This is a genomic window from Brucella sp. 22210, from assembly GCF_052045675.1.
Lineage (GTDB): Bacteria > Pseudomonadota > Alphaproteobacteria > Rhizobiales > Rhizobiaceae > Brucella.
On sequence record NZ_JBQEPD010000010.1, the window covers coordinates 97,400 to 122,082 of the forward strand.

Consider the following 24,683-nt stretch of genomic DNA (forward strand, 5'->3'; position numbering starts at 1 on the left):
GGAGCGCCCTTCTTCCACCGGGTTACATCTTGCATTCAGCTGCGTAGTTGTCCTTATAGTCGTTGAAGACCGTTTCAACGTAGGACGTGGCGAACTGGCCGTCATCGCGCTTGACGACTTTGGTCAGGTAGAAATTCTGGATCGGAAAGTGGTTGTCGCCAAAGCTGAATTCACCGCGCGGCGAGGTGAATTTCGCGTCCTTCATGGCGGCCCGCAAGGCGTCCTTGTCGGCCAGATTGCCATTGACCTGCTTGACCGCCGCGTCGATCAGCATGGCGGCATCATAGGCCTGCACGGCAAAGGTCGCCGGAATGCGCTTGAACTTGGCTTCATAGGCAGCGGCGAATTCCTTGGCGGGTGCGGAATCGAGATCCGGCGCCCAGTTCGAACCGGCGAAGAAGCCGACCGCTGCATCCTGCTGCGCAGGCAAGGTCGTTTCGTCCACGGTGAATGCCGAGAGGAACGGCGTGCCTTCAAGACCGGCCTGACGATACTGCTTGACGAAATTCACGCCCATGCCGCCGGGCAGGAAGGCATAGACCGCGTCTGGCTGTTCAGCGGCGATCTGCGCCAGTTCCGCCGAATAATCCAGCTGGCCGAGCGGCACATAGATTTCCTGCGCGACCTGGTTCTTATAGGAGTGTTTGAAACCGGCGAGTGCGTCCTTGCCTGCCTGATAGTTCGGGGCGATCAGGAACACGCGCTGGTAGTTCTGCTTTTCGGCATATTTGCCGGAAACTTCATGCATCTGGTCGTTCTGATAGGACGTCACGAACAGATTGGGATTGCAGTCCTTGCCGGCCAGATTGGACGTGCCTGCATTGGTCGAGATCAGGAATGCGCCGGATTCGGTTGCCGGCTTGACGATTGCGTTCAGGACATTGGAGAAAATCGGCCCGATGACGAAATCCACCTTGTCGCGCTGGATCATCTGCTGGACCTTGTTGACGCCGATATCCGGCTTCTGTTCATCGTCCTGAACGATGATTTCAGCATCGAGGCCGCCGAGCTTGTTGCCCAGCTTGTCCATGGCAAGCAGAAAACCGTCGCGGGACTGTTCGCCCAGCAAGGCCGATGGCCCGCTTAACGTATAGATCAAACCGATCTTGATCTTGCCGTCTTCGGCCTGTGCGGTTCCGTTCAACATGGTTGCGGCGAGCAGCGCCAGGGCTGCTTTCGTCGAAATTTTCATTGTTCCACCTCGATTGCAGATTTTTGCTTTGTTTTCTTTTTCTTTCGCATTGTCCGACACAAAAGTGCGAAGCGCTTTTGCTGGAAATGCTTAATACCCGGCAGATGTACTCCCATACATCTGCCGGGCGGATGCATTATTCTGCTGGCGCGGGCAAAAATTCAACCTCATGAGCCGGTGCAACGCGAACTATTTCAGCCGGATCACCGACATTATTGATGCGAACGAACAGGTCCCAGAGTTTTGCGGTCGGCGAAACCCAGAAAACGCACTTCACCGGCTGTTCGGATTTGTTGAAAATGCCGTGCGATATGTTGCGCGGCAGGCAGACGAGATCGCCAGCTTCGGCAACGGCATCCTTGCCGTCGAGCAGCAGGTCGAGGCGGCCTTCCAGCACATAGATGAATTCTTCCTGCGTGGTGTGGATATGCGGCGGAACGAAGGTGCCGGGAGGGAAGGTTGCATGCCACGACATGGAGCTTTCGCATACATGCTTGGGCACATAGGTCTGGCCCAGAATGTGCCAGACAACACCGTCCACGGAGGAGCCGGATTTGGTCACGCCAGCTGGAAGATCAGTCACTTGGATTCCCTTTCATGTGAGCGCATCCCGAAAAGTGTGAAACGGTTTTCGGGAAAGATGCGCGTTTAGAAACTATTCAGACGCAAGTTTTCAGGCCGTCGCCCGGGTTGCTTCCCGGTTGACCTGCTGTGTTGAAAAGCCTGCCTTTGCGGCATAGCCGCGAACAATCGCCTCGCGTTCGGCAAAGCTGATGACGCCGTCCAGATCGGCAACACCGGACGGTGCGCGCCGTTCGACCTCATCAATGACGCCTTCCGGACCGCCCAGCCGGTTAAGTCGGACGATCTCCGCCGTCGCGGGCAGCCGGATGGCCTGATAGGCGGCAAGCGCTGCACGACCGTGTTCGGCGGCGGCCAGATAATCGGCAAGCGTGCGGGCGTCGATGATGGCCTGGCTCGCGCCGTTGGACCCGACCGGATACATCGGATGGGCGGCATCGCCGATCAGCGCCACGCGGCCATCGGTCCACCAGCGGGCGGGATCGCGGTCGCACATGGGATATTCGAAGAATGTATCGGTTGCCCGCACCAGCGCGGCGAGATCCACCACATTGATGCCGAACTTCTCGACATGCGGCATCAGCTCTTCATGCGTGCCACGACGGCTCCAATCCTCGCGCTTCGGTGCAGGCGAACCGTCGGCGCCCGGACGATAGGTGACGACCCAGTTGTTGAGGATTTTGCCGGGTGTCGAGCCCTTGGCAATAGGGTAAAGCACCAGCTTGTAGGTGAAGCCGCCCGCGACGATCATTGTGCGACCGTCAAGGAACGGGTCGCTTTCAACCGCGCCGCGCCACATCATGACGCCGTTCCATTTAAGCCCGGCTTCGTTCGGGAACATCTGATGCCGGATGACGGAGTGAATACCATCCGCGCCGATGACAATGTCGCCAGTTGCAGAAGCGATCTTCGACCCTTCTGCGAAATGCACTGTCGCCGAACCTTCGCTCTGGTCATAGCCGACGCAGCGCTGGTTGGCGACGATGGCGTCTGGGCCGAGACGTTCGATCACGGCATCATAGAGCAGTTTCTGCAAATAGCCGCGATGGATGGAAAACTGCGGTACATCATAGCCTGCATCCACGCCGCGGGGCTCGCGCCAGATTTCCTGACCCTGCCGTGTCGCGTAAATCAACTCACGGGTGCGGATGCCGGTGGCGTCGAGGGCTGGCAGAAGACCAATCTCGGCCAATTCGCGGATGGCATGGGGAAGGACGTTGATGCCAACGCCCAATTCGCGGACTTCAGGTGCTGCTTCGAAAATCTGGCAGTCAATGCCCCGTGTATGCAGCATCAGTGCCATGGTGAGGCCGCCGATGCCTCCTCCGACGATAATCGCTTTCATTCGCGGTTCCCTTTTCCGTGGCTGCTCTCTGGCGCCTGGGACCAACGATAAAAGCGGGAACGGTGCTGTCTATCACCAAATCGCCATCCCTAACAGGAAACCGCCAGAAACGCGTTTTCCGGCAAAATTTTCACGGTGCTTGCGCTCTCGCTACGGCATGATACTTTAATCTTAAAATAAAATGCTCTCTAAATGAGATACGGGGAATATCGTGATGCTGACTACGAGCTATATGCACCGGCTTTCGCCGTCCATCGATTCGTTCCAGGACACCATGTCCGGGCTGCTCCGGCCTTGCCGCATCTCGAAAAAATCCAGCCGGACCTACCGCACGGAAGTCGCCCACGGGCGCATGCGGCCCTTCGGCCTGACGGCGATCCGCATTGGCGGTCATGCCCGCATCGAAGTCGAAGCGCATAACGATATGACTTTGTTGCAGGTTCCGTTGCAGGGCATCTTCGTTTCGCGCGACCGGCGCGGTGACGAACTGCTGTATCAGTCGGGCATGAATGCCCAGCTGGTTGATGCGCATTCGGCAATCGACCTTGAGTTTCACCCGTCCACGCGCATGCTGATCTTTAGCCTGAACGATACCCAGATTGATATTCTGGGCGGCAAGGAATTCATCGAGCAGTTCACCCATAACAAGCGGGTTGTCTCGTTTGACACCCCGGTTGGCCATGCTTTCTATCAGCTGGCGCATTTCGTCATGAACGAGATCGAGAAGGACAAGGAAGCCTTCTTCCATGGCGGTCTGTCGGAGCGGCTGGAAGACAGCCTGATGGCGTCGCTTGCGGCGGCGCTGGATACACAGCCCCGCGCAAGACCGCTGATGAGTGCGGTGCCGAGCTATGTCCAGCGCGCTGAAAAATTCATGCTCGACAATCTCGACAAGCAACTGACCTTGCAGGAGCTTGTCGATGCAACGGGCACCAGTGCCCGCACCTTGCACCGCACCTTCCGCAGTGTCCGGGGCAACACACCGCTCGGCGTGTTCAAGAATATGCGGCTGGACAAGGTGCATGCAGAGCTTGCCCGCGGATATGCCGGGCCCGGCGATATTACACGCATCGCCATGGCCTGGGCCTTCAACCATATGGGTCTGTTTTCAGCCGATTATCGCCAGCGCTTCGGCTATCTTCCGTCTGAAACCGTGCGCCGCGCGCAGTAAAGCTTCTATCCGCTATCTGCGATTTGCCAGCGCCTGATTGGGCTGGCGCAGGCTCGGATCGAACGGGCTGATCTTGTGGGAAATGATCGCCGCTTCCCGGCGCAGCAGTTCCACGACAGTTTGCAGCCGCTGTTCGGTCAGGCGTGAGGCCAGTGTGCCGACGCTGAAGGCCGCGACGGCTTCGCCGCTATGATCGAGAATGGGCACGCCGACACCGGCCATGCCGTCGATCATATTGAAGTTGAAAGTTGCAGCACCTGTCTTGCGCACGTCATCGATCAGGATACGCAGATCAACTTCGTCGATGGTGGACTTGTCCAGAATGCGGGGCATGTTGAAGCGGATGATCGCTTCGCGCTCTTCTTCCGGCAGGAAGGCGAGAATGGCGAGACTGCCCTGGCCGATGCCAAGCGGGACCTTGCCACCAATATCGCCGGTATAGGAGCGGATCGGAAACGGTCCCTCGACACGATCAAGACACACAGCATCGAAATTGCTGCGCACGAGCAGGAAAACCGTATCGTTGAATGTGGTCGACAGCCGCAGCAGCGACGGGCGCGCGATATTCAGTATCCCGTCGCGTTGCCGGGCCTGCGCTGCCATGGCGAAAAACTCCAGGGACAGGCGATAGGCCTTCTTGTCGGCGATCTGCTCGACAAGGTTTTCGGCTATCAGCGTCTTCAGCAGGCGATGGGTGGATGGCTGGCTCAATTCGAGATCGCGGGCCAGATCGATCAGCCGCACGCCATCCTCGGCGCTGGCGGCCAGACCTTTCAAAATATGGATTGCCTTCACCAGACTTGAGTTGAGAGCAGCGCCAGATTTCGAATTCTCTGATATATCATCCATAAAATTGCTTCCAAATTCTGTATTTTGAAAGATGTATATAATTTCTTCCGGATTTGAAAATTATAATTTGTAATAGCAGAAATTTTTCTGCCATCTGAAAGCGTCGCCAATGGGAAGGTCCGGCAAGGCACCGAAAAGGTGCTGCAAACGGATCGGCGGTTTTGCTTCAGGCGTTGTTCAGGGAACGATGCAGCCGCGAAAGCGGCTGGCCAATAAAGTGTTGCTGCGCAACCGAGCATGAATGACCGCCCCGCCAGCCAGCCCTGTAAAGAGGCGACGTGAGACAACATCACGGCGCTTCCGCTCCCCCGCACATGTCTGCGGAAGTCAGGCCGAGAGGGAGACGCAATGAGCTTTTTGACCCTTTCCGGAATTTCCCGCCACTACGGCAAGTTCGCGGCTGTCGATAAATTCAATCTGACGATTGAAAAGGGCGAGTTCATTTCGCTGCTCGGCCCTTCCGGCTGCGGCAAGACCACCACCTTGCAGATGATCGCCGGGCTGGTGCCCCCGACCGCCGGTTCGATCACGCTTGATGGTCGCGATATTACCCGGCTGGCCCCGGCCAAGCGCGAACTCGGCGTCGTCTTCCAAAGCTATGCGCTGTTTCCGCATATGACGGTGGCGCAGAATGTCAGCTTCGGCCTCGAAATGCGCAATGTGGCCAAGGCCGAGCGCGAAAAACGTGTGCGCGAGGTGCTGGAACTTGTGCATCTTGGCGCTCTGGCGGATCGCTATCCGCGCGAGATGTCGGGCGGTCAGCGCCAGCGTGTTGCGATTGCCCGCGCGCTGGTCATCAATCCGCCCGTGCTGCTCTTGGACGAGCCGCTCTCCAATCTTGACGCGCAGCTGCGCGAGGAAATGCAGTTCGAGCTGCGCCGCATTCAGCGCACCGTCGGCATCACCACCATCATGGTGACCCATGATCAGGCCGAAGCGCTGTCGATCAGCGACCGCATCGTGGTCATGGAAAAGGGTCTCATCACGCAGGTCGATGCGCCGTACAAGCTCTACGAGCATCCGCACAACCATTTCATTTCCAATTTTGTCGGCAAGTCCAACTTCCTCAAGGCGCGCGCCGAGGGCGAGATGATCGCGCTTGCGGGCACAGCGATCCGCTTCCCGGCAGGCGAAACCAAGCTTTCCGGCGATGTCTCGGTGTTTATCCGTCCGGAAAAAGTGCAGCTCGTGAATGACGGCGAAGGCCATATCGCAGGTGAAGTCGCAACGCGCTATTTCATGGGTAGCCAGTGGTTGCTCGGGGTCAATACGGCAGCAGGCCCGCTTTCGGTGGCACTGCCTAATCTCGGCAATCCGCCGCCAGCCGAAGGCACACAGGTCGGCCTCAACTGGAACCATGAAGACTGCCGTATCCTCACCGCAGGGGTGAACTGAGCATGGCTTCGGTGATCTCAGAGGATACATCCGCAGCCCCGAAGGAACCGCGCAATCTGATGCCGCTTTTCCTGGCCGGGCCGTCGACGCTGCTTTTCTTCGCGCTGGTGCTTTTGCCGCTGGGGCTGACGATCCTGCTGTCGTTCAACAGCTACAGCTATGACAAGGGCATCGAGAACGTCTATTCGCTCGCCAATTACGCGCAGGTTCTCAAAGACCCTTATTATCTGTCGATCTTCTGGCGAACTCTCAAGCTCGCGCTCATCACAACCGTCATCACGGTGCTGATTGGCGTGCCGGAAGCCTATATTCTTTCGAATATGCGCAAGCCGTGGCGCTCGATCTTCCTGCTGGTGATCATCGGACCGCTTCTGGTTTCGGTCGTGGTGCGCGCCTTCGGCTGGAGCATGCTTCTCGGACGCAATGGTCTGGTAAACAGCCTGCTGCAACTGGTCGGCCTGCCGACGACGCAGATCCTTTATAGCGAGACCGCCATTGTGATCGGTCTGGTGCATATCATGCTGCCCTTCATGGTGATCCCGGTCTGGACCGTGCTGCAAAAGCTCGACCCGTCAGTGGAAGCGGCCGCGCTTACGCTTGGCGCATCGCGCCTGACAGCATTGCGCCGCGTGGTGTTCCCGCAGGCCGTGCTGGGCATTCTTTCGGGCAGCCTCATCGTCTTCGCCCTGTCGGCAAGTTCGTTTGCCATTCCGGGCCTGCTCGGCGGACGCCGTCTCAAGATGGCAGCTACCGTCGTCTATGACGAATTCCTGATCGAGCTGAACTGGCCGCTGGGTGCAGCCATTGCCATCATCGTTCTGGTGGCCAATCTCATCATCATGATCGCCTATAATCGCCTGCTCGAAGGGCAGGCCAAGAAGAAACTGGGGTAAGCACCATGGTCAAGAACGGTCCTTTCGCCCTTTTCTTCCACACGCTGGTCGTCATCTTCATGCTGGCGCCGATGCTGGTGGTGTGTCTGGTGGCATTCACCCCGGAAAACACGCTGACCATGCCGTGGAACGGCCTTTCGCTTCGCTGGTTCAAGGCTGTGTTCGAGCATAACGACTTTATGACGTCGTTCTATAACAGCGTGAAGCTTGCCTTCTTCTCGGCCACGATCTCCACATTGCTGGCGGTGCCGTCCGGGCTTGCCATTGCGCAGTATAATTTCCGTGGCCGCGATGCGCTCAATGCGCTGTTCCTGTCGCCGCTGATCATTCCGCATCTGGTGCTGGGCGTCGCATTCCTGCGCCTGTTCTCCCTGATGGGCTTCACGGGTTCATTCGTCTGGCTGGTTGCCGCGCATTCCATCGTGATTACGCCTTATGCGCTGCGCCTCATTCTCGCTTCGCTCGGCAGCATGGACCGCAATGCAGAAAATGCTGCGCGGACGCTCGGTGCAGGAGAGTGGACAGTGTTCCGCCGCATCACCTTGCCGCTTTTGCTGCCGGGTCTGTCGGGCGGCTGGCTGCTTGCCTTCATCAATTCCTTTGATGAGCTGACCATGTCGATCTTCGTCACGTCGCCCTCGACGGTCACGCTGCCCGTCCGCATGTATATGTATGCAAGCGAATCCATCGATCCGATGATGGCTGCAGTCTCCGCCTTGATGATCCTCGTCGCGACCGTCACCATGATCATCATTGACCGCATGTTCGGCCTCGACCGTCTTCTGGTAGGCAAGGGCTGATCCGATCATGACGATCCCGGTTTCACCTTCGGCGGCCCAGTTCCGCAGACGGTATCGGCTGGCCGAACAGCCGCTCAGCTTCTCGCTTGACGGCGTGCCCTGCGAAGGACGCCGTGGCGATACTGTGCTGACCGCCATTCTGTCGGTACAGGGAAAGCTGCGTCATACCGAATTCACCGGCGAACCGCGCGCAGGTTTCTGCCTGATCGGCGCTTGTCAGGACTGCCATGTCATGACGGCGGAAGGTCGCCGGCTGCGCGCCTGCACAACATTGCTGGAAGAAGGCATGGCGTTTGTGACGGAGCCTGCGACATGAGCGCTGTTGCATCCCCTCTCTTGGCACCTGTCATTGTCGGCGCAGGACCTGCGGGCATTCGCGCCGCCGAAATTCTCGTCAAGGCTGGTCTTCGGCCTGTCGTGCTGGACGAAGGCATGCGCTCCGGCGGGCAGATTTATCGCCGCCCGCCGATTGATGACGGGCGCAGCTATCGCAGCCGTTATGGGTCCGAGGCCAACAAGGCCGAAGCGCTGCACACGACATTCGACACGTTGCGCGGCTCTATCGATTATCGCCCGGAAACGCTGGTCTGGAATATTTCGCGCAACGATGGCGATCATCTCGATCTGCTAACGGATGGCGTGCATGGTCAGCTGCCCTATAGCCATCTCATTCTTGCAACCGGCGCGACGGATCGTGTGCTTCCCTTCAAGGGCTGGACGAAGCCCGGCGTCTATACGCTTGGCGCATCGCAGACTGCGCTCAAGGCGCAAGGCTGCACCGTTGGCGAACGCGTCGTGTTCATGGGTTCCGGCCCACTGCTTTATCTGGTGGCATGGCAATATCACCATGCAGGCGCCAAGGTGGCGGCTGTTCTGGATACGGCGCCCTTTGCTGCCAAGTTTCATCTCGCGCATCTGGCGCTGCACGCGCCGCGCATCGTGGCGCTTGGGGCCTATTACGGCCTGCGTCTGAAACTGGCGGGCGTTCCGATCCACTATGATGTTCGGCCCGATTGCGTGCTGGGCGACGACCATGTCGAAGGTCTGCGTTATCGCACGGGCAAGAGCGAGCGTGAAGTGGCCTGCGATGCGCTGGCCTATGGTTTTGCGCTCCGCCCGGAAACGCAGCTTGCCGATCTTGCCGGTTGCGATTTCCGCTTCGAGGACCGCGACCGCGCCTGGTTGCCGATGACGGACAAGCTTGGTCGCACCAGCCGCATCGGCGTCTATGTCGCCGGTGATGGTGCTGGTATCGCCGGTGCCGATGCCGCCGAAATTCGCGGCCAGCTGGCCGCTATCGCGCTTCTTCGCGATCTTGGATTGCCATTCGATAACAGGACCGAACAGCGTCTCATTCACAAACTGAATGGGATTTATCGCGAACGCCTGATTGTCGAAAAGGCATTTCCGTTTCCGCTCGACTGGTTCCAGACGGTGGCAGGCGATGTCACGCTTTGCCGTTGCGAAGAGATCAGCCTTGGCGAAGCGCGGGATGTGATCGGCGCAGGCAACACGCAGGAAATCAATCGCCTCAAGGCCTTGAGCCGGGTTGGCATGGGGCGCTGTCAGGGCCGTATGTGTTCGGCAGCGGCAGCGGAACTTCTGGCTTCCATGCGCGACACGTCACCCGCTGATGGCGGACGTATCCGCGCCCAGGCACCGGTCAAGCCGATCCCGCTCGGTTTTGGCGCTGCGGCCCGCGAGGACATTGCGTCATGAGCCAGCGTCTTCAGGCCGATGCGGTCATCATTGGCGGCGGTATCGTCGGCGGTTCCGCAGCGCTTTTCATGCGTCAGGCTGGCCTGTCGGTTATCCTGCTCGACAGGGGCTTTTGCGGTGCGCAGGCAAGCGGCGTCAATTATGGCGGTGTGCGCAGGCAGGGCCGTGCGCCCGAGCAGATAGCCTTGTCCCAGCGTGCGCATGAGATATGGGCGCGGCTGCCGGAGCTGATTGGCATCGACGGCGAATATATCCGCAGCGGCCATTTGAAACTGGCGCGCACTGAAGAGCATTTTGCAAGTCTGGAAGCCTATGCGGCGACTGTTCGCCCATTGGGCCTTGCGGTGGAACTGATCGGCGGCAATGCGGTCAAGGACCGGTTTCCATGGCTGCCCGGCAATGTGGCCGGCGCTTCGCTTTGCGCCGATGACGGCCATGCCAATCCGCGTCTTGTGTCGCCTGCTTTTGCACGCGCTGCCAAGGCGGCAGGCGCGACGGTGCTGGAAAATACGCCAGTGCATGACGTGCAGACGACCGGCGACGGCTTTGCCATTCTGGCGGGAGCCGATCTTGCGGGTGAACGGATCGAGATCCGCTCGCGCCTGCTCTTCAACTGCGCCGGTGCATGGTCTGACCGTTTTGCGGCTTCGTTTGGTGAGCCTGTTCCGTTGAAGCGCGTTTATCCATCCATGGTCGTGACCGAGCCGATGCCGCTTCGCCTGCCGATGAGCCTTGGCGAAGAAGGTGGCGGCTTTTATGGCCGTCAGGTGACGCGCGGAAATTATGTGATGGGCGGCGGGCGCGGCACAGCGCTTGAGAACCCGGATTTTTCGCGTCCGTCGGTCAATGCGGCGTCATCGGTGATGTTGCGCGCCATCGAACTCTTTCCGCACCTGAAAAATGCCCAGGTTATCCGCTTCTGGTCTGGCACCGAGGCCGAAATGCCGGATGGAAATCCGGTGATCGGGCCAAGCAGCCGGGTCAAAAATCTCTATCACGCCTTCGGTTTCTGCGGCGCCGGTTTTCAAACCGGGCCAGGGGTCGGAGCCGTGCTGGCCGATTTCGCCGTGAACGGAGAAACGAAAACGCCGATCGGCGCTTTCGCCATCGACCGTTTTGCGCCCGAAAACAATCCAACCTCAAACCACAAAGGGGAGTAGCATGAACACCAACCGGATTATGAAAACCGTTGCAGCCGCGCTTGGCCTGTCGGTCGCTTTCGCTTCCGCCGCATCGGCAGAAACGAAGACGCTCTATATCGGCATGAATGGCGGCAATATGGAAAAGGCTTATACCGAGCACGTCCTGCCGGAATTCGAAAAAGCCAATGATGTGAAAGTCGTGGTCGTGCCGGGCACGTCGGCAGACATTCTCGCCAAGGCTACCGCCCAGAAAGACAATCCGCAGATGCATGTCATGCTGCTTGACGATGGCGTGATGGTTCGCGCGATCAATGGTGGCCTGTGCCAGAAAATCTCCGACGATCCGGTTCTGGCCGATATCCAGCCCGCCGCCCGCATCAAGGATGATATGGCTATCGGCGTTGATATGGGCATGACCGGCATTGCCTATAACAAGAAGCTTTTCGACGAAAAGGGTTGGGCTGCGCCGACCTCGTGGATGGACTTCGCTGACGAAAAATACGCCAATGCCGTTGTGTTTCAGTCGGCTTCGGCCTCGACTTTCGGTCTGCATGCATTCCTGATGTTCAACCGCATTCAGGGCGGCGACGACAAGAACCTCGAGCCGGGCTTCGAGAAGTTCCCCGACATGATCGGCAAGAATGTTCTGGAATATATCCCGTCGTCGGCCAAGATTTCGGAAATGGTCCAGACCGGTGAAGCCGCAATCTTCCCGCTGACGCCAACCGGCGTGAACAACCTGAAGGACAAGGGCATTCCGGTTGAATATGCACAGCCGAAGGAAGGTTCGGTCGTTCTCGCCGTGACCGAATGCGTGCTGGCAGGCAACAGCGAGCCTGAACTGAGCCAGAAGCTGGCGCATTATCTGCTGTCAGCCGATGCGCAGAGCAAGGCTCTCGATCATGGCAATGTCATCCCGTCGAACGAGAAGGCCAAGGCCGGTACGCCGGAAGCACAGGCCAAACTTGATGCGTTCCGCGGTTATATGCAAACCGCAAACACGCTCGATTGGGACGCCGTCAATGAAGGCCGCCAGCAGCTCAACAGCCGCTGGAACCGCACCATCGAAAAGTAAGATTCAATCTTTGATTGAAAACCCGCCCCGCGAAATCGGGGCGGGCCTTTTACGCCCTGTTTCGAATTGCAAATCGATCAGGTCGCGATTGCTACAGGCCCCCCTACCGATAACAAAATGTTGCGCAATTGCGCCGGTCGGTGGAAACAGCTCGTGCTTGCCGTCGCGGGATCAAGTCCCTTAAAATTGGGGTTCGAAACTGCTTCGGGAATGAACGAATGACACGACAGTTACATCTTACCGCCTTCATGCGCCCCGTCAGTCTGCACACCGGCGCGTGGCGATATCCGGGAGCCTATCCCGACGCCAATTTCAATTTCCACCATCTGAAGTCTTTTGCGTTGAAGCTTGAAGCCGCCAAGTTCGATGCTTTCTTCATGGCCGACCATCTGGCCGTGCTCAACATGCCGGAAGAGGCGCTGAAGCGCAGCCACACCGTCACGTCTTTTGAACCGTTTACCCTGCTGTCAGCGCTGGCGGCGGTGACAGACAAGATCGGTCTGGCCGCAACGGCGTCCACAACCTTCGACGAGCCTTACCATATCGCCCGACGCTTTGCCTCGCTCGATCATATCAGTCAGGGGCGGGCGGCGTGGAACATCGTCACGACCTCCAACCCGGATGCGGCGCTCAATTTTGGCAAAGAGGAGCATCTCGTTCACGATGAACGCTACAAGCGCGCGCGTGAATTCTTCGATGTCGTGACGGGATTGTGGGACAGCTTTGCCGATGACGCATTCCTGCGCGATCAGCAATCCGGCATTTATTTCGACCCGTCGCGGATGCATGTCCTTGACCACAAGGGCGACGATTTCAACGTGCGCGGGCCGCTCAATATTGCGCGCCCGGTGCAGGGCTGGCCGGTGATCGTACAGGCGGGGCAGTCGGAGCCGGGACGCCAGCTGGCCGCCGAGACAGCCGAGGTTGTCTTCTGCGCGCCGCGTGGATTGTCCGATGCCAAGAAACTCTATGCCGACCTGAAGAGCCGCGTTGCTGCTGTCGGGCGAAATCCCGACCACCTCAAAATATTGCCTGCCGCCTTTATCGTCATTGGTGAGACGGTTGCCGACGCAAAGGAAAAACGCGCAAAGCTTGATAGTCTGGTGCATTACGACAGCGCCATTGCGTCGCTATCGATTGCCATCGGGCACGATGTATCCGGTCTCGATCCGGATTCATATCTGCCGGAACTTCCTGACACCAATGCCAGCAAGTCGAGCCAGGAACAGGTGTTGAAGCTGGCACGCGAAGAAAACCTGACGGTGCGGCAGCTTGCCCAACGTTATGGCGGCTATTCGGGTCTCGCTTTCGTGGGAACGCCGGACAGTGTCGCCAACGAAATGCAACAATGGCTGGATGAGGCTGGTTGTGACGGCTTTACGGTGGTGTTTCCGTTCGTGCCACAAGGGCTGGACGATGTGGTGGAAAAGCTGGTGCCGGAATTGCAGCGGCGCAATATTTTCCGCAGCGACTATGAGGGTTCTACCCTGCGCGATCATCTCGGACTGCCGCGGCCGCGGAACCAGTTTTTCGACTGAAAAGCCTGAAATGCAAACACCGCAACCGGTCAATTCTGATCTGTTGCGGTGTTTTGGATAGAGGGCTCAGATCAGTTTGCCGCGGCAAAGACGCTGTAACAATTGCGTCCCTTGCCTTTGGCTTCATAGAGCGCGATGTCGGCATTGCGCGCCAGATCCTGCGGCGTGAGGCCGTCGCGTGGCGCGACAACAGCGCCGATACTGGCGGAGACATCCAGAACAATGCCGTTAATGATGAAGGGCTCGCGGAAGGCTGCCACGATCTTTGCCGCGACGGCTTCAATTTCGTTTTGGCCGTTTGCATTGGGCAGAACAACCGCGAATTCATCGCCGCCGACCCGTACCGGCAGATCGTCGGTCCCAAGGGCAGAGCGCAGACGCCGCGCGGCCTCGATCAGCAGTGCGTCGCCCATAATATGTCCATGGGTGTCGTTCACGGCCTTGAAGCGGTCGAGATCGATCAACAGCGCTCCAACCGATCTGCCGTTCTTCAGAGCATCCTCGATCATCGGGATTGCCAGCTCGTAAAGCGCGCCGCGATTGTAGAGTTTGGTCAGCCGGTCGGTCAGGGCCAGACGCTTGAGGGCAATGGAATCGTCATTGAGGAACTTGTTGGTCTTTTGCAGGCGCAGAAGGCCGCTCGCAACGCGTGCAAAGTCTTCAAGCTTGGCCAGATCGCTCTGGGAAATATGCCGGGGTTTGTTGTCGAGAATGCAAAGCGAGCCAACGGTCAGGCCCGCATCGACCGAAACCGGCGCGCCGGCATAGAACCGGAAAAGCGGTTCGCCGGTGACATAGGGCATGGTGCAGAAGAAGCGGTCTTCAACCATGTCTTCGACCACAAAGCTCTTGCCGCTTTCAACCACGAATGTGCAAGCGGTCATCTCGCGCGGGCAGCTGCTGACTTGCTGCCCGGCATTGGCCGCGACGCGTTGCCAGTCCTGATCGACGATGTTGAGGGCGGATGTGCTCGCGCCAAACGCGTCCTTGACGAGACCGACAAGCGTGTCGAGTTCAGGCAGACCGATGCTCGAAAGGGAGACAAGGCTGCGAACGCTTTCGAGCCGTTCGACTTCATTGGCCGGAACGGAAAAGTTTCGCTCTGGATTTGAGAAGCCCTGGACGTTTGTATTCATCATCTTCACCATCATGCATGCATCGACCCGCCCCGGTTATAGATAGGGAATACGACAGCAACAGCAAGCAAAGCATGCCGATGGTGAAGACGTTTGAACAAATTTTGTAATGTTTTTAGGCGGCCTCGATATCGCGAACCGGCGGATTGCCATAGAGGCGGCTATATTCACGGCTGAATTGCGAAGGACTTTGATAGCCCACGCGGTGGCCAGCCGTGCCGGCATCCAGTCTCTCGACTAGCATCAGCCGGCGCGCTTCGCTCAGGCGCAGCTGCTTTTGATACTGGATCGGCGTCATGGCAGTGATCGACTTGAAATGGTGGTGAAATGACGACGGGCTCATATTCACATGCTCGGCCAACTGTTCGATGCGCAAAGGCAGCGCAAAATGCTGGCGCAGCCATCCGATGGCGCGCGCGATCCGGTTTGCCTGACTGTCCACGGTGGCGATATTGATCAGACGGTCGCCGCTTGGGCCTGTCAGCAGACGATAGAGGATTTCCTGTTCGATCAGCGGCGCCATCACGGGAATATCTTCCGGGCTGTCGAGGAGACGCAAAAGCCTGATCACCGCATCGACCAGCCCGGCAGGAGCCGCATTGACGCTGATGCCCCACTGGTTTTCCGAGAGAGCAATGCCGCGGCGAATGTCGCTGCGACCGAGAAGATCAACCAGCTTTTCACTGTCGATGGCGAGCGACAAGCAAAGATGCGGTGCTTCGGCGCTTGCTTCTACCACGCGCCAGGTCACCGGCAGGTCGAGCGAAGTGACCAGATATTCCCCGGTTGCGTAGTTGATCGTGGCGGAGCCAAGGCGCAAGGATTTTGCGCCTTGAAGAACCATGGCCAGACACGGGCGATAGCTGCCATGGCAGGGCACGCTTGGTGTCGAACGTCTGCTTATCGACAGGCCGTCGATCGCGGTTTTGCGCTCGCCATCGGTCTCGATGAAGCGCTCGGCAAGCGACGCCAGTTCCCTATATGCATCGATGGGTAAGTTCATGGGCACCTTGCTTTGTCAACGATCCGACACGGTCCTTATTTATCCTTTTCGGAAATCGAAACCAAGGGACAGGGTTGGTCGAGCACATCAGATTTGCAGGATTGTGCAAGAAGCTTGCAGGATCGGTCTACCCTGTTTTCCCGGTTCGGAGCATAGTTGATCATCTCATCCTCCCCCAATTTTCCCCTGAAAAACGGAGTTTATTATGGCTATTGCAAGAGGTTATGCCGCCACCGATGCGGATCAGCCGCTGGCGCCGTTCACATTTGAACGCCGCGAACCCAATGCCGACGATGTGGTCATCTCGATCCAGTATTGCGGTGTGTGCCATTCCGACATTCACACGGTTCGCAACGAGTGGAAAAATGCCGTTTATCCAATCGTTCCCGGTCATGAAATTGCGGGCATCGTCACGGCTGTCGGCGACAAGGTGACGAAGTTCAAGGTCGGCGACAAGGTTGGCGTCGGCTGCTTTGTGGATTCCTGTGTCGGCTGTGCGACGCGCGACGTCGACAACGAACAATATCTGCCGGGCCTGATCCAGACCTATAACTGCGATGATGCCGAAGGAAAGGCGCGCACACAGGGCGGCTATTCCGACCAGATCGTCGTCAAGGAAGGCTATGTGCTTTCCATCCCGGACAATCTGCCGCTTAACGCTTCGGCACCGCTGCTTTGTGCTGGCATCACGCTTTATTCGCCGCTTCGTCACTGGAACGCCGGTCCCGGCAAGCGCGTCGCCATCGTCGGCATGGGCGGGCTCGGCCATATGGGCGTCAAGCTCGCCAATGCGATGGGCGCGCATGTCACGGTGCTCAGCCAGTCGCTGTCGAAAAAGGATGACGGCCTCAAGCTTGGTGCGAAGGAATATTACGCTACCAGCGATGCCTCGACCTTTGAAAAACTGGCGGGCAGCTTCGATCTGATCATCTGCACAGTGGGCGTTGCCATCGACTGGAATGCCTATCTGGGTCTGCTCAAGGTCAATGGAACCATGGTGAATGTCGGCGCGCCGGAACATATGGTGCCGGTCCATGCCTTCTCGCTTATCCCGGGCCGCAAGAGCCTGTCCGGTTCGATGATCGGCTCGATCAAGGAAACCCAGGAAATGCTGGACTTCTGTGGCGAGCACAACATCGTCTCGGAAATCGAGATGATCAATATTCAGGATATCAATGAAGCTTACGAGCGCGTTTTGAAAAGCGACGTGCGCTATCGCTTCGTGATCGATATCGCTTCGCTGGCAGCTTGATAAAACAAAAGGCGGGACTATTCAGTCCCGCCTTTTTCATAAAGCCGCAGCTTCAGAACTGGAGCATCTGGCTGAGCACAATAATCGTGCCGACAGCGCATGAGCAGGCAAAGAGCGCCAGTTCCGATGCCGTAAGCCGGTCGATCCAGATCGGTCGCTTCAATTGTCCATTCGTTTTTAATTGTGTGCTGGCGGGCAATTTTGCTTTCGCCCCGCTATCCCTTTTCATTGAACCGCTGCGCATTTTTCATTTTCTCCCCCATCCAACGCTAACCGCGTTGGGTCGCCGCGAGACCGGCGCAATTAACTGAACATTAACCAATCTTTAACCGTCGGGAAACAGCAAAAACGGACGAACCGACAAACCGGTCTGACGAATGAACATCGTGATCCCCTTGGCGCGATGAGCTTGCCTGTATGGTTGCAATCCCGGCCGGGTTCTGGTCAAAGCCTGCAAGGCTTTTCAGAAATGTCGGAACCAAGCCGAAAACAGGCCAGAAGTAGGCCAGAAGCAGGATTGTTGAACCATGCCCGATAATGGCGCATCTGCACCATTCATTGCTGTCGACGGCGTCGGTTACGCCATAGCCGGGCGACCGATCCTGCATGGTGTTTCGCTTCACTCTACAGCGCGCAGAATGGGCATTGTCGGCAGAAACGGCTCTGGCAAGAGCACGCTTGCGCGGCTTCTGGCTGGTCTGCTGAAACCCTCGGAAGGCGCGATCCGTATTGCGGGCCAGGACCTTTACGAAGACCGCAAGGCGGCGCTTTCAACGGTCGGTATCCTGTTTCAAAACCCCGAACACCAGATCATTTTTCCAACTGTCATTGAGGAAATTGCTTTCGGCCTGCGCCAGCAAGGTGCAACCAAAGCCGATGCGCGGACGATGGCGACAAAGGTGCTGGGCGATTTCGCCAAGGAACATTGGGCCGATGCCGCAATCCAGTCTTTGTCACAAGGGCAGAAGCATCTCGTCTGCATGATGGCGGTGGTCGCCATGCGCCCGGCGCTGATCATTCTCGACGAGCCTTTTGCCGGGCTCGATATTCCGACGCGGCATCAGCTGTCGCGCTATCTGAATGGTGGTGAGGCGCGTCTTCTCCACATTTCCCACCATCCGGAAGACTTGCACGGCTATGACGAAGTGTTCTGGATCGATCAGGGCCAGATCCGGGAAACCGGGGATGCGCAAACGGTTCTGACCCGCTATGTTGAAGAAATGATCCTTCAGGGCAAGAGCGATGATCTCTCTCACCTCTCCCGTTAAAACACGCGCCCATCAATGGCCGGTGGCGGCCAAGGTCGCAGCGCTTTGCATTGCGACCACGACGCTTTTCATGGTCCAGTCGGTCTGGTTCCAGCTTGGCGCATTCGTGTTCTGTCTTGTGCTCTACGCGCTTCCGGGGTGGGTGTTCTTTCGCGCTGGCTTGCAGGCCATGCGCCCGGTTCTGCCGTTTGCCGCGGTGATTTTTCTCTGGCATCTGGCTTTCTACACCGCGCTTGAAGGGGTGGAGATCACGGTACGGGTCGTCACGATGATCGCCTTGGCCAATCTGGTGACGATGACCACGCCGCTTGAAGATTTCGTGCATCTGCTGCGGTTTCTGAATGCGCCTTTGCGTCGCCTCGGGATGCCGACGCAAATTCTCGAAACGGCCATTCCGCTGGTGATACGCTTTTCGCCGGTGCTGATTGCCAAGGCCGGACAGCTTGTTGAAGCATGGCGCGCCCGGTCGCGCAGGCGCCCAGGCTGGCAACTGGTGCTGCCGCTGTCACTGGCCGCGCTTGACGATGCCGATCATGTTGCCGAAGCATTGCGTGCTCGCGGCGGAACTCTCAAATAAAGGCTTCCCGAATGGAAAGAAATGTCGCCCATGTGGCCCTGTTTGCAGCGCTGATCTGCGCATTGGGATTTTTGCCGGCTGTCACGCTCGGCTTCGGCGTGCCGATTACCGCGCAAAATCTCGGCGTTATGCTTGCCGGGGCCGTTCTGGGGCCGAAACGCGGTGTCGCCGCTGTGGCGCTGGTCATCCTGCTTGTGGCGATTGGCTTGCCGGTTCTGGCAGTTGGACGCGGCGGTCTTGGCGTGTTCTCCGGCCCGACGGTTGGCTTTCTGCTCGGCTGGATTCCGGCGGTTTACGTCACGGGCCTTTTCATCGAGCGTGCACCCATCGCCAATCTCGGCGTGTCGACCTTTATCGGCGCGGTTCTGGGCTGCATCGTGGTGCTCTATCTGTTCGGCGCAATCGGCATGTCGCTGATCCTCGCAAAGCCTTTCCTTGAAGCGGTCAAGCTCCTGGCCATTTTCATTCCGGGCGATGTGGTCAAGGCTGTCATCACGGGTGTTCTGGTGTCCGCACTTGCCAAAATCAGGCCGCAGGATATTCATCGCGGTCAAGCCATACGCTGAAAAGTTGTGCGTTCACGGTAACTTGTATCGCACCGCGCAGCAGATCGGTATTCCTGATGCTTTCTCCAATCGGAGAGATTACGGTAATTTTTCATAGCGAATCGATGTCCAGATTGGGAGACATTGCATGGCAGCAGAGACCGGTGCGGCGCGTACCATTCGGACCATTGTCGAAACCATTCGACCGCAGTTGAATGTCAAACTGTGGGACGGCACCCAGATTGGCGCTTTTGACGGGCCAACGCTCGCGATCAAGGACCCATTGGTCGTTCGTCAGGTGGTGCTGAAGCCGAATTACGATACGCTCATCAGTCTCTGGACCTCCGGCGCAGTCGACATCGAAAATGGAACCATCTTCGATGTCGCCGAAACAAAGATCGACGGTCATCTCAAGGACCGGATCAAGGCGCTGCCGAAATGGCAGTTGCTGAAAGGCATTCCATCGCTGCTCTTTGCCGGAAAGGCAAAGGACCAGGAAAATATCGACGGAAAGTCTCCCTTCGTCAGCGGCTCGAACAAGGAAGCAATCACCCATCACTACGATGTGTCGAACGAGTTCTATCAGCTGTTTCTCGATGAACGCATGGTTTACACCTGCGCCTATTTCACCGACTGGCAGAACAGTCTGGATCAGGCACAGCACGACAAGCTGGATCTGATTTGCCGCAAGCTGCGTCTGAAGCCGGGCGACCGCTTTCTGGATATCGGCTGTGGTTGGGGCGCGCTTTTGATCCACGCCGTGCAAAATTATGGCGTGATTGGAACAGGCGTTTCGCTGTCGGAAGCGCAGACCGCGCTGGCCCGACAAAGGATCAAGGCTGCCGGGCTGGAAGACAAGATCACCATCCATATCAAGTCCTATACGGAGCTTGATCAGGAGTTTGACAAGATCTCTTCCATCGGCATGTTCGAGCATGTCGGCATTGCCCATTACGACACCTATTTCAAATCGGTGCGGCGTTTGCTGCGGCCCGGCGGCCTCTATATGCATCACGCCATTACCCGCCGGATGAAGAAGAACAAGAAGAGCTTCAACCGCAAGAGTGCGGAACATCTGGCGCTGGTGAAATACATTTTCCCCGGCGGTGAACTGGACCATCTGGGCATGACGGTCGAGAATCTCGAAGGCCATGGCTTTGAGGTGCATGACGTGGAAAATCTCCGCGAGCACTATGGGCGCACCTGCCGCATGTGGGCGGACCGGCTTCATGCCAATTTCGACAAGGCCGTTGCCGAGGTCGGTTATGCGCGGGCGCGCCTCTGGATATTGTATCTCGCAGGATGTGCATTGGCGTTTGAGCGCGGAACGGTTCAGATCAACCAGACGCTCGCCTCGAAGCGCAAACGTGGCATTTCGGCTGTGCCGCAAACACGCGCTGATATTTATCAGAGCTAGAGCAGGCGAAGCGCGAGCTTCCGCCTGCCGCTTGATTTATGCCTATCTGACTTCGCGGTCGATATCGCGCCGCAGCACAAAGGCGGTGGTGATGTCGTCCACAATATCATGGGCGGCAACGAGGTCGCGCACGCGGTTCAGATCGTCGATTGTTGCCGCTTCCAGTTCGACAACCAGATCAAGCTGTCCGCTGACCGACGAGACGCGGCGGACTTCCGCATGCTGCGCCAGTATGTCGAGAAGCGCCAGAGCGGGCGTGCGTTTCAGGCTTACGAGCAGAATCGCGCGGATGAAATTGGTATCGATCTCGCCGATATCCGCACGATAGCCGCGAATAACGCCGCTGCGTTCCAGATTCGTGACACGTTCGCTGGTCGCGCTGCGGGACAAGCCGATACGACCGGCCAGTGTCTTCAGCGCGATGCGCGCTTCCTTGGACAGAATTGCCAGTATTTCGCGATCTTTCGCATCAAGTTCCCGCATCGTTACCCTATACGCATGACCGGACATATGCCGGTCTATTCCGACAAAGTGCCGGTTCTTCCGACAGGATACTTGATGCCCGAAAACGCATTGCGTGCCAAGCTTCTGATAAGAAATGTAAACTGGAAACGCACCGTCTATGACCGATCTCTCCCATCCGAACCCGCAGTTTTCCGCAGCCGATGCCGAGAAACTAGCCATTGAAGTCTTTGGCGTCACCGCGACGGCATCACCGCTCGACAGCGAACGAGATCGCAATTTTCGCCTGGAAACCGGAACGGACGCTGACTGGATTTTAAAGATCGTCAATGCCAGCGAGCCGCAGGTCGAAAGCGAATTCCAGACCGCACTTCTGCACCATCTTTCCAACGCGGATGCAAAGCTTGCCGTTCCGCAGCTGAAGCCGAGCCTTTCCGGCGATGTGCTTGCATCGGCTGTGGCTACCGGCGGCGAGCGCCACGCCATGAGACTGGTGGGGTGGCTTCCGGGTGTTCCGCTCGCGGAAGTCAAGCGCACATTCGAACTGATGCGCAATCTCGGTCGTTCGCTTGGCGAACTGGATTATGCCTTGCAGGGCTTTATTCATCCGGGCGCCGTGCGCGAACTCGATTGGGATCTGCGCCATGCAGGCCGCGCGCGGACTCGCCTGCATTTCGTCCGTGATGCCGACAGGCGTGCGCTGCTTGAGCGCTTCATCGTGCGTTTTGAAAACCATGTCGCGCCGAAATTGTCGCGCTTGCGCGCGCAGGTCATCCATAATGATGCGAATGACTGGAATGTGCTGGTCAGCAAGGGCGACCATGAACAGATTGCCGGACTGATCGATTTTGGCGATGCGGTGCACACCGTTCTGATCGCCGAAGTCGCCATTGCCTGCGCCTATTCCATCCTCGATATGGAAGACCCAATCGGCGCGGCGGCAGCACTTGCCGCCGGTTTCCATGAAAAATACCCGCTCAAGGCGGAAGAAATCGACCTGCTGTTCGATCTCATCGCCATGCGTCTCGTCACCAGCGTCACTTTCTCGGCTTCGCGCCACGACAAAACGGATGACAATCCATATCTCGCGATCAGCGAGGCACCGGCCTGGCGTCTTCTGGAAAAGATGGACGCGATGAACCCGCGCTTTGCCACTGCTATTTTGCGCAAGGCCTGCGGCTTCGACGCCATTGAAGGCGCGGGCGCGGTCCGCAAATGGATTGCCGATAACAGCAAAACATTTGCGCCGATCGTGCGCCCGGCACCGGCAACCATGACCAAGGCGCTTGTGCCTTATGGCGATGCGACGCATTTCATGACGGTTGCTTCCGCCGAACAGCGCGCCAAGGAAGCCACGGAATGGTGGGATAATTTCTGCGCCGAGAACAATGTCCAGCTTGGTATCGGACCTTGGGGCGAAAAGCGCACCGTCTATACCGACACGGCGTTCGAATCGCGCTTCATCGAAGGGCAGCGCCGCATCCATCATCTGGGCGTCGATCTGTTCATGCCTGCCGGAACGCCGCTGTACACGCCGCTGGCCGCAACCGTCGTCAGTGTCGAAATCGAACGCGAGCCGCTCGGCTATGGCGGTCTTGTCAAGCTTGAGCATCGTCCGGAAGGCTGCCCGCCCTTCGTAACCCTGTGGGGACACATGGCGCATGAGGCGCTTGGTCGTCTCAAGCCGGGTCAGAAGTTGCAGGCTGGCGATCTCGTTGGTCATATGGGCGATATTCACGAGAATGGCGGATGGACCCCGCATCTGCATTTCGAAATGACGACGGATATCAATCTGACGGCAACCGAAATTCTGGGCGTTGGCGAAGCCGCCTATCTCGACGTATGGGCCGATGTCTTCCCGGATGTGGCGGCGCTGGCCGGCATTCCGCCGGAGACCTTCCATCAAGATGGGCGCACCCGCGCCGAGATCATCGCGAAGCGCAAGGAAATCCTGCTGCCGAACCTGTCGATTTCCTATTCGGAACCGATCAAGTTTGTGCGCGGCGACGGGACGTGGCTGATCGACAATTATGGCCGCGCCTATCTCGATTGCTTCAACAATGTCTGCCATCTGGGCCATGCCCATCCGGAAGTTGTGGAAGCCATCGCCCGTCAGGCGGCGCTGCTCAACACGAACACGCGCTATCTGCACGACAACATCGTCGCCTATGCCGAACGGCTGACGGCAACCTTGCCGGAAGGGCTGACTGTCGCGTCCTTTGCCTGCTCGGGCAGTGAAGCAAACAGCCTGATGCTGCGCATGGCGCGCAATCATACGGGGCGCAAGGAAGCCATCGTTCTCGACTGGGCCTATCATGGCACCACGCAGGAGCTGATTGATCTCAGCCCCTACAAATACAAGCGGAAGGGTGGCAAGGGACGGCCGGATCACGTCTATGAAGCGGTCATTCCAGACAGCTATCACGCGCCGGAAGACTGGCCGCTGGAGGAGCATGGCAAGCGCTTTGCCGAAAGCATTGCCGAACAGATCGACACTATGCGCAAGCAGGGTCGTGCGCCGGCTTTCTTCTTCGCGGAATCCATTCCGAGTGTCGCTGGTCAGGTGTTCCTGCCGGAAGGCTATCTCAAGGAAGTTTACGCTATGGTTCGTGCGGAAGGCGGACTTTGCGTTGCCGACGAAGTGCAGGTCGGTTTCGGTCGCGTCGGCAGCCATTGGTGGGCGTTTGAAATGCAGGACGTCGTGCCGGATATCGTCACCATGGGCAAGCCGATTGGCAATGGTCATCCGATGTCGGCTGTTGTGACCACTCGTGAAGTCGCAGACAGCTTCAATAACGGCATGGAATATTTCAACACCTTCGGCGGCAATCCGGTGTCCTGTGCCGCTGGTCTTGCAGTCATCGATGTGATCGAACGGGACAAGCTTCGCGAGAATGCGCTGAATGTCGGCAACTATCTCATTGACGGTTTCCGCAAGATGCAGCAGCGCTTCGATATTATCGGCGATGTTCGCGGTCAGGGACTGTTCCTGGGTATCGAGCTTGTCACGGATCGCAAGACCAAGGCCCCGGCAACAGCGTTGGCCCGCAAGATCAACGACGGCGCGCGCGAACGCGGCATCCTGATGGGCACCGAGGGTCCGCACGACAACGTGTTGAAGATGCGTCCGTCCATGGTGTTCAACCGCGCCAATGCCGATCATCTGCTCAGCGTTCTCGCTGACAGTTTCGAAGCTGCGTTGAAGTAAAGTCTTCAATATCAGGGCCGATTTTCAAGGTCGCACTCCCATTCGGTTCGCCGGATGGGTGTGCGGCCTTTTTCGCGCTCGGGGTTCAAGGGATGGCGCTTGTTCTATCGATGA

At 58.0% G+C, this 24,683-nt stretch carries 23 protein-coding genes; 15 read left to right on the forward strand and 8 right to left on the reverse strand.

The window, feature by feature from the left end:
• Positions 1-22 precede the first annotated feature (22 nt).
• From ACTJKP_RS14565 to ACTJKP_RS14575, 3 genes are all read right to left on the reverse strand, one after another.
• Positions 23-1,192 (reverse strand): ABC transporter substrate-binding protein, encoded by a 1,170-nt coding sequence (locus tag ACTJKP_RS14565; protein ID WP_078338408.1) that lies wholly within the window; start codon positions 1,190-1,192, stop codon positions 23-25.
• A 136-nt stretch (positions 1,193-1,328) separates the two neighbouring features.
• A complete protein-coding gene (locus ACTJKP_RS14570) occupies positions 1,329-1,775 on the reverse strand; it encodes a cupin domain-containing protein (RefSeq protein WP_078338209.1) in 447 nt (148 codons plus the stop codon).
• A 90-nt stretch (positions 1,776-1,865) separates the two neighbouring features.
• Positions 1,866-3,119 (reverse strand): flavin-dependent oxidoreductase, encoded by a 1,254-nt coding sequence (locus ACTJKP_RS14575; protein ID WP_440631143.1) that lies wholly within the window; start codon positions 3,117-3,119, stop codon positions 1,866-1,868.
• Positions 3,120-3,333: 214 nt separating this feature from the next.
• Here ACTJKP_RS14575 and ACTJKP_RS14580 point away from each other — a divergent pair, with 214 nt between their 5' ends.
• Positions 3,334-4,290, forward strand: coding sequence for an AraC family transcriptional regulator (locus tag ACTJKP_RS14580; RefSeq protein WP_138786252.1), 957 nt, complete (start codon positions 3,334-3,336; stop codon positions 4,288-4,290).
• A gap of 12 nt (positions 4,291-4,302) precedes the next feature.
• On the opposite strand, the gene ACTJKP_RS14585 is transcribed toward ACTJKP_RS14580, so the two are convergent.
• Positions 4,303-5,139 carry an IclR family transcriptional regulator gene (locus tag ACTJKP_RS14585; protein ID WP_440631144.1) on the reverse strand — a complete coding sequence of 279 codons (837 nt, stop codon included), beginning with the start codon at positions 5,137-5,139 and terminating at the stop codon, positions 4,303-4,305.
• On the reverse strand, positions 5,082-5,429 hold the full coding sequence (locus tag ACTJKP_RS14590) for a hypothetical protein (RefSeq protein WP_440631145.1): 348 nt from the start codon (positions 5,427-5,429) through the stop codon (positions 5,082-5,084). The genes ACTJKP_RS14585 and ACTJKP_RS14590 overlap by 58 nt, the downstream gene beginning before the upstream one ends.
• Positions 5,430-5,487: 58 nt before the next feature.
• Here ACTJKP_RS14590 and ACTJKP_RS14595 point away from each other — a divergent pair, with 58 nt between their 5' ends.
• From ACTJKP_RS14595 to ACTJKP_RS14630, 8 genes are all read left to right on the forward strand, one after another.
• Entirely contained in the window at positions 5,488-6,534 is a 1,047-nt protein-coding gene (locus ACTJKP_RS14595; protein ID WP_078338212.1) for an ABC transporter ATP-binding protein, read from the forward strand.
• A 2-nt stretch (positions 6,535-6,536) separates the two neighbouring features.
• Complete coding sequence (locus tag ACTJKP_RS14600; protein WP_440631146.1) at positions 6,537-7,427, forward strand: ABC transporter permease; 891 nt, start codon at positions 6,537-6,539, stop codon at positions 7,425-7,427.
• A gap of 5 nt (positions 7,428-7,432) precedes the next feature.
• A complete protein-coding gene (locus tag ACTJKP_RS14605) occupies positions 7,433-8,227 on the forward strand; it encodes an ABC transporter permease (RefSeq protein ID WP_078338214.1) in 795 nt (264 codons plus the stop codon).
• Positions 8,228-8,234: 7 nt separating this feature from the next.
• On the forward strand, positions 8,235-8,543 hold the full coding sequence (locus ACTJKP_RS14610; protein ID WP_440631147.1) for a (2Fe-2S)-binding protein: 309 nt from the start codon (positions 8,235-8,237) through the stop codon (positions 8,541-8,543).
• Positions 8,540-9,946: an FAD-dependent oxidoreductase gene (locus tag ACTJKP_RS14615; RefSeq protein WP_440631148.1), complete on the forward strand. Its 1,407-nt coding sequence runs from the start codon at positions 8,540-8,542 to the stop codon at positions 9,944-9,946. The genes ACTJKP_RS14610 and ACTJKP_RS14615 overlap by 4 nt, the downstream gene beginning before the upstream one ends.
• Positions 9,943-11,106, forward strand: coding sequence for an NAD(P)/FAD-dependent oxidoreductase (locus ACTJKP_RS14620; RefSeq protein WP_440631149.1), 1,164 nt, complete (start codon positions 9,943-9,945; stop codon positions 11,104-11,106). Before ACTJKP_RS14615 ends, ACTJKP_RS14620 begins: the two co-directional genes overlap by 4 nt.
• 1 nt (position 11,107) lies before the next feature.
• Complete coding sequence (locus ACTJKP_RS14625; protein ID WP_440631150.1) at positions 11,108-12,163, forward strand: ABC transporter substrate-binding protein; 1,056 nt, start codon at positions 11,108-11,110, stop codon at positions 12,161-12,163.
• Positions 12,164-12,381: 218 nt separating this feature from the next.
• On the forward strand, positions 12,382-13,701 hold the full coding sequence (locus ACTJKP_RS14630) for an LLM class flavin-dependent oxidoreductase (protein ID WP_440631151.1): 1,320 nt from the start codon (positions 12,382-12,384) through the stop codon (positions 13,699-13,701).
• Between the two features lie 71 nt (positions 13,702-13,772).
• Here the strand turns inward: ACTJKP_RS14630 and ACTJKP_RS14635 are convergent, their stop codons facing one another.
• Together ACTJKP_RS14635 and ACTJKP_RS14640 are read right to left on the reverse strand one after the other, a co-directional pair.
• Positions 13,773-14,837, reverse strand: a complete 1,065-nt coding sequence (locus ACTJKP_RS14635) for a diguanylate cyclase domain-containing protein (RefSeq protein ID WP_440631152.1) — start codon at positions 14,835-14,837, stop codon at positions 13,773-13,775.
• Between the two features lie 115 nt (positions 14,838-14,952).
• Complete coding sequence (locus ACTJKP_RS14640) at positions 14,953-15,840, reverse strand: AraC family transcriptional regulator N-terminal domain-containing protein (protein ID WP_440631153.1); 888 nt, start codon at positions 15,838-15,840, stop codon at positions 14,953-14,955.
• A gap of 205 nt (positions 15,841-16,045) precedes the next feature.
• On the opposite strand from ACTJKP_RS14640, the gene ACTJKP_RS14645 reads away from it, so the two are divergent.
• The 5 genes from ACTJKP_RS14645 to ACTJKP_RS14665 all read left to right on the forward strand — a co-directional run bounded on the left by ACTJKP_RS14645 (position 16,046) and on the right by ACTJKP_RS14665 (position 20,899).
• Positions 16,046-17,092, forward strand: a complete 1,047-nt coding sequence (locus ACTJKP_RS14645) for an NAD(P)-dependent alcohol dehydrogenase (protein ID WP_440631154.1) — start codon at positions 16,046-16,048, stop codon at positions 17,090-17,092.
• A 527-nt stretch (positions 17,093-17,619) separates the two neighbouring features.
• Entirely contained in the window at positions 17,620-18,360 is a 741-nt protein-coding gene (locus tag ACTJKP_RS14650; RefSeq protein ID WP_440631155.1) for an energy-coupling factor ABC transporter ATP-binding protein, read from the forward strand.
• The gene (locus ACTJKP_RS14655; protein ID WP_440631156.1) at positions 18,335-18,937 is read left to right on the forward strand and encodes an energy-coupling factor transporter transmembrane component T family protein; all 603 of its coding nucleotides are present in this window, start codon (positions 18,335-18,337) and stop codon (positions 18,935-18,937) included. The genes ACTJKP_RS14650 and ACTJKP_RS14655 overlap by 26 nt, the downstream gene beginning before the upstream one ends.
• 11 nt (positions 18,938-18,948) lie before the next feature.
• Positions 18,949-19,503, forward strand: a complete 555-nt coding sequence (locus tag ACTJKP_RS14660) for a biotin transporter BioY (RefSeq protein WP_440631157.1) — start codon at positions 18,949-18,951, stop codon at positions 19,501-19,503.
• A 127-nt stretch (positions 19,504-19,630) separates the two neighbouring features.
• A complete protein-coding gene (locus tag ACTJKP_RS14665) occupies positions 19,631-20,899 on the forward strand; it encodes a class I SAM-dependent methyltransferase (RefSeq protein ID WP_440631158.1) in 1,269 nt (422 codons plus the stop codon).
• Between the two features lie 42 nt (positions 20,900-20,941).
• On the opposite strand, the gene ACTJKP_RS14670 is transcribed toward ACTJKP_RS14665, so the two are convergent.
• On the reverse strand, positions 20,942-21,382 hold the full coding sequence (locus ACTJKP_RS14670) for an Lrp/AsnC family transcriptional regulator (RefSeq protein ID WP_078338226.1): 441 nt from the start codon (positions 21,380-21,382) through the stop codon (positions 20,942-20,944).
• Positions 21,383-21,521: 139 nt separating this feature from the next.
• On the opposite strand from ACTJKP_RS14670, the gene ACTJKP_RS14675 reads away from it, so the two are divergent.
• On the forward strand, positions 21,522-24,569 hold the full coding sequence (locus tag ACTJKP_RS14675; RefSeq protein ID WP_440631159.1) for an aminotransferase class III-fold pyridoxal phosphate-dependent enzyme: 3,048 nt from the start codon (positions 21,522-21,524) through the stop codon (positions 24,567-24,569).
• Positions 24,570-24,683: the final 114 nt, after the last annotated feature.

Coding starts and splice junctions, on each gene's coding strand:
- ACTJKP_RS14565 (WP_078338408.1), bottom strand. CDS start 1,192: ATGAAAATTTCGACGAAAGCAGCCCTGGCGCTGCTCGCCGCAACCATG.
- ACTJKP_RS14575 (WP_440631143.1), bottom strand. CDS start 3,119: ATGAAAGCGATTATCGTCGGAGGAGGCATCGGCGGCCTCACCATGGCA.
- ACTJKP_RS14580 (WP_138786252.1), top strand. CDS start 3,334: ATGCTGACTACGAGCTATATGCACCGGCTTTCGCCGTCCATCGATTCG.
- ACTJKP_RS14585 (WP_440631144.1), bottom strand. CDS start 5,139: ATGGATGATATATCAGAGAATTCGAAATCTGGCGCTGCTCTCAACTCA.
- ACTJKP_RS14590 (WP_440631145.1), bottom strand. CDS start 5,429: ATGTTGTCTCACGTCGCCTCTTTACAGGGCTGGCTGGCGGGGCGGTCA.
- ACTJKP_RS14595 (WP_078338212.1), top strand. CDS start 5,488: ATGAGCTTTTTGACCCTTTCCGGAATTTCCCGCCACTACGGCAAGTTC.
- ACTJKP_RS14600 (WP_440631146.1), top strand. CDS start 6,537: ATGGCTTCGGTGATCTCAGAGGATACATCCGCAGCCCCGAAGGAACCG.
- ACTJKP_RS14605 (WP_078338214.1), top strand. CDS start 7,433: ATGGTCAAGAACGGTCCTTTCGCCCTTTTCTTCCACACGCTGGTCGTC.
- ACTJKP_RS14610 (WP_440631147.1), top strand. CDS start 8,235: ATGACGATCCCGGTTTCACCTTCGGCGGCCCAGTTCCGCAGACGGTAT.
- ACTJKP_RS14615 (WP_440631148.1), top strand. CDS start 8,540: ATGAGCGCTGTTGCATCCCCTCTCTTGGCACCTGTCATTGTCGGCGCA.
- ACTJKP_RS14620 (WP_440631149.1), top strand. CDS start 9,943: ATGAGCCAGCGTCTTCAGGCCGATGCGGTCATCATTGGCGGCGGTATC.
- ACTJKP_RS14625 (WP_440631150.1), top strand. CDS start 11,108: ATGAACACCAACCGGATTATGAAAACCGTTGCAGCCGCGCTTGGCCTG.
- ACTJKP_RS14630 (WP_440631151.1), top strand. CDS start 12,382: ATGACACGACAGTTACATCTTACCGCCTTCATGCGCCCCGTCAGTCTG.
- ACTJKP_RS14635 (WP_440631152.1), bottom strand. CDS start 14,837: ATGAATACAAACGTCCAGGGCTTCTCAAATCCAGAGCGAAACTTTTCC.
- ACTJKP_RS14640 (WP_440631153.1), bottom strand. CDS start 15,840: ATGAACTTACCCATCGATGCATATAGGGAACTGGCGTCGCTTGCCGAG.
- ACTJKP_RS14645 (WP_440631154.1), top strand. CDS start 16,046: ATGGCTATTGCAAGAGGTTATGCCGCCACCGATGCGGATCAGCCGCTG.
- ACTJKP_RS14650 (WP_440631155.1), top strand. CDS start 17,620: ATGCCCGATAATGGCGCATCTGCACCATTCATTGCTGTCGACGGCGTC.
- ACTJKP_RS14655 (WP_440631156.1), top strand. CDS start 18,335: ATGATCTCTCTCACCTCTCCCGTTAAAACACGCGCCCATCAATGGCCG.
- ACTJKP_RS14660 (WP_440631157.1), top strand. CDS start 18,949: ATGGAAAGAAATGTCGCCCATGTGGCCCTGTTTGCAGCGCTGATCTGC.
- ACTJKP_RS14665 (WP_440631158.1), top strand. CDS start 19,631: ATGGCAGCAGAGACCGGTGCGGCGCGTACCATTCGGACCATTGTCGAA.
- ACTJKP_RS14670 (WP_078338226.1), bottom strand. CDS start 21,382: ATGCGGGAACTTGATGCGAAAGATCGCGAAATACTGGCAATTCTGTCC.
- ACTJKP_RS14675 (WP_440631159.1), top strand. CDS start 21,522: ATGACCGATCTCTCCCATCCGAACCCGCAGTTTTCCGCAGCCGATGCC.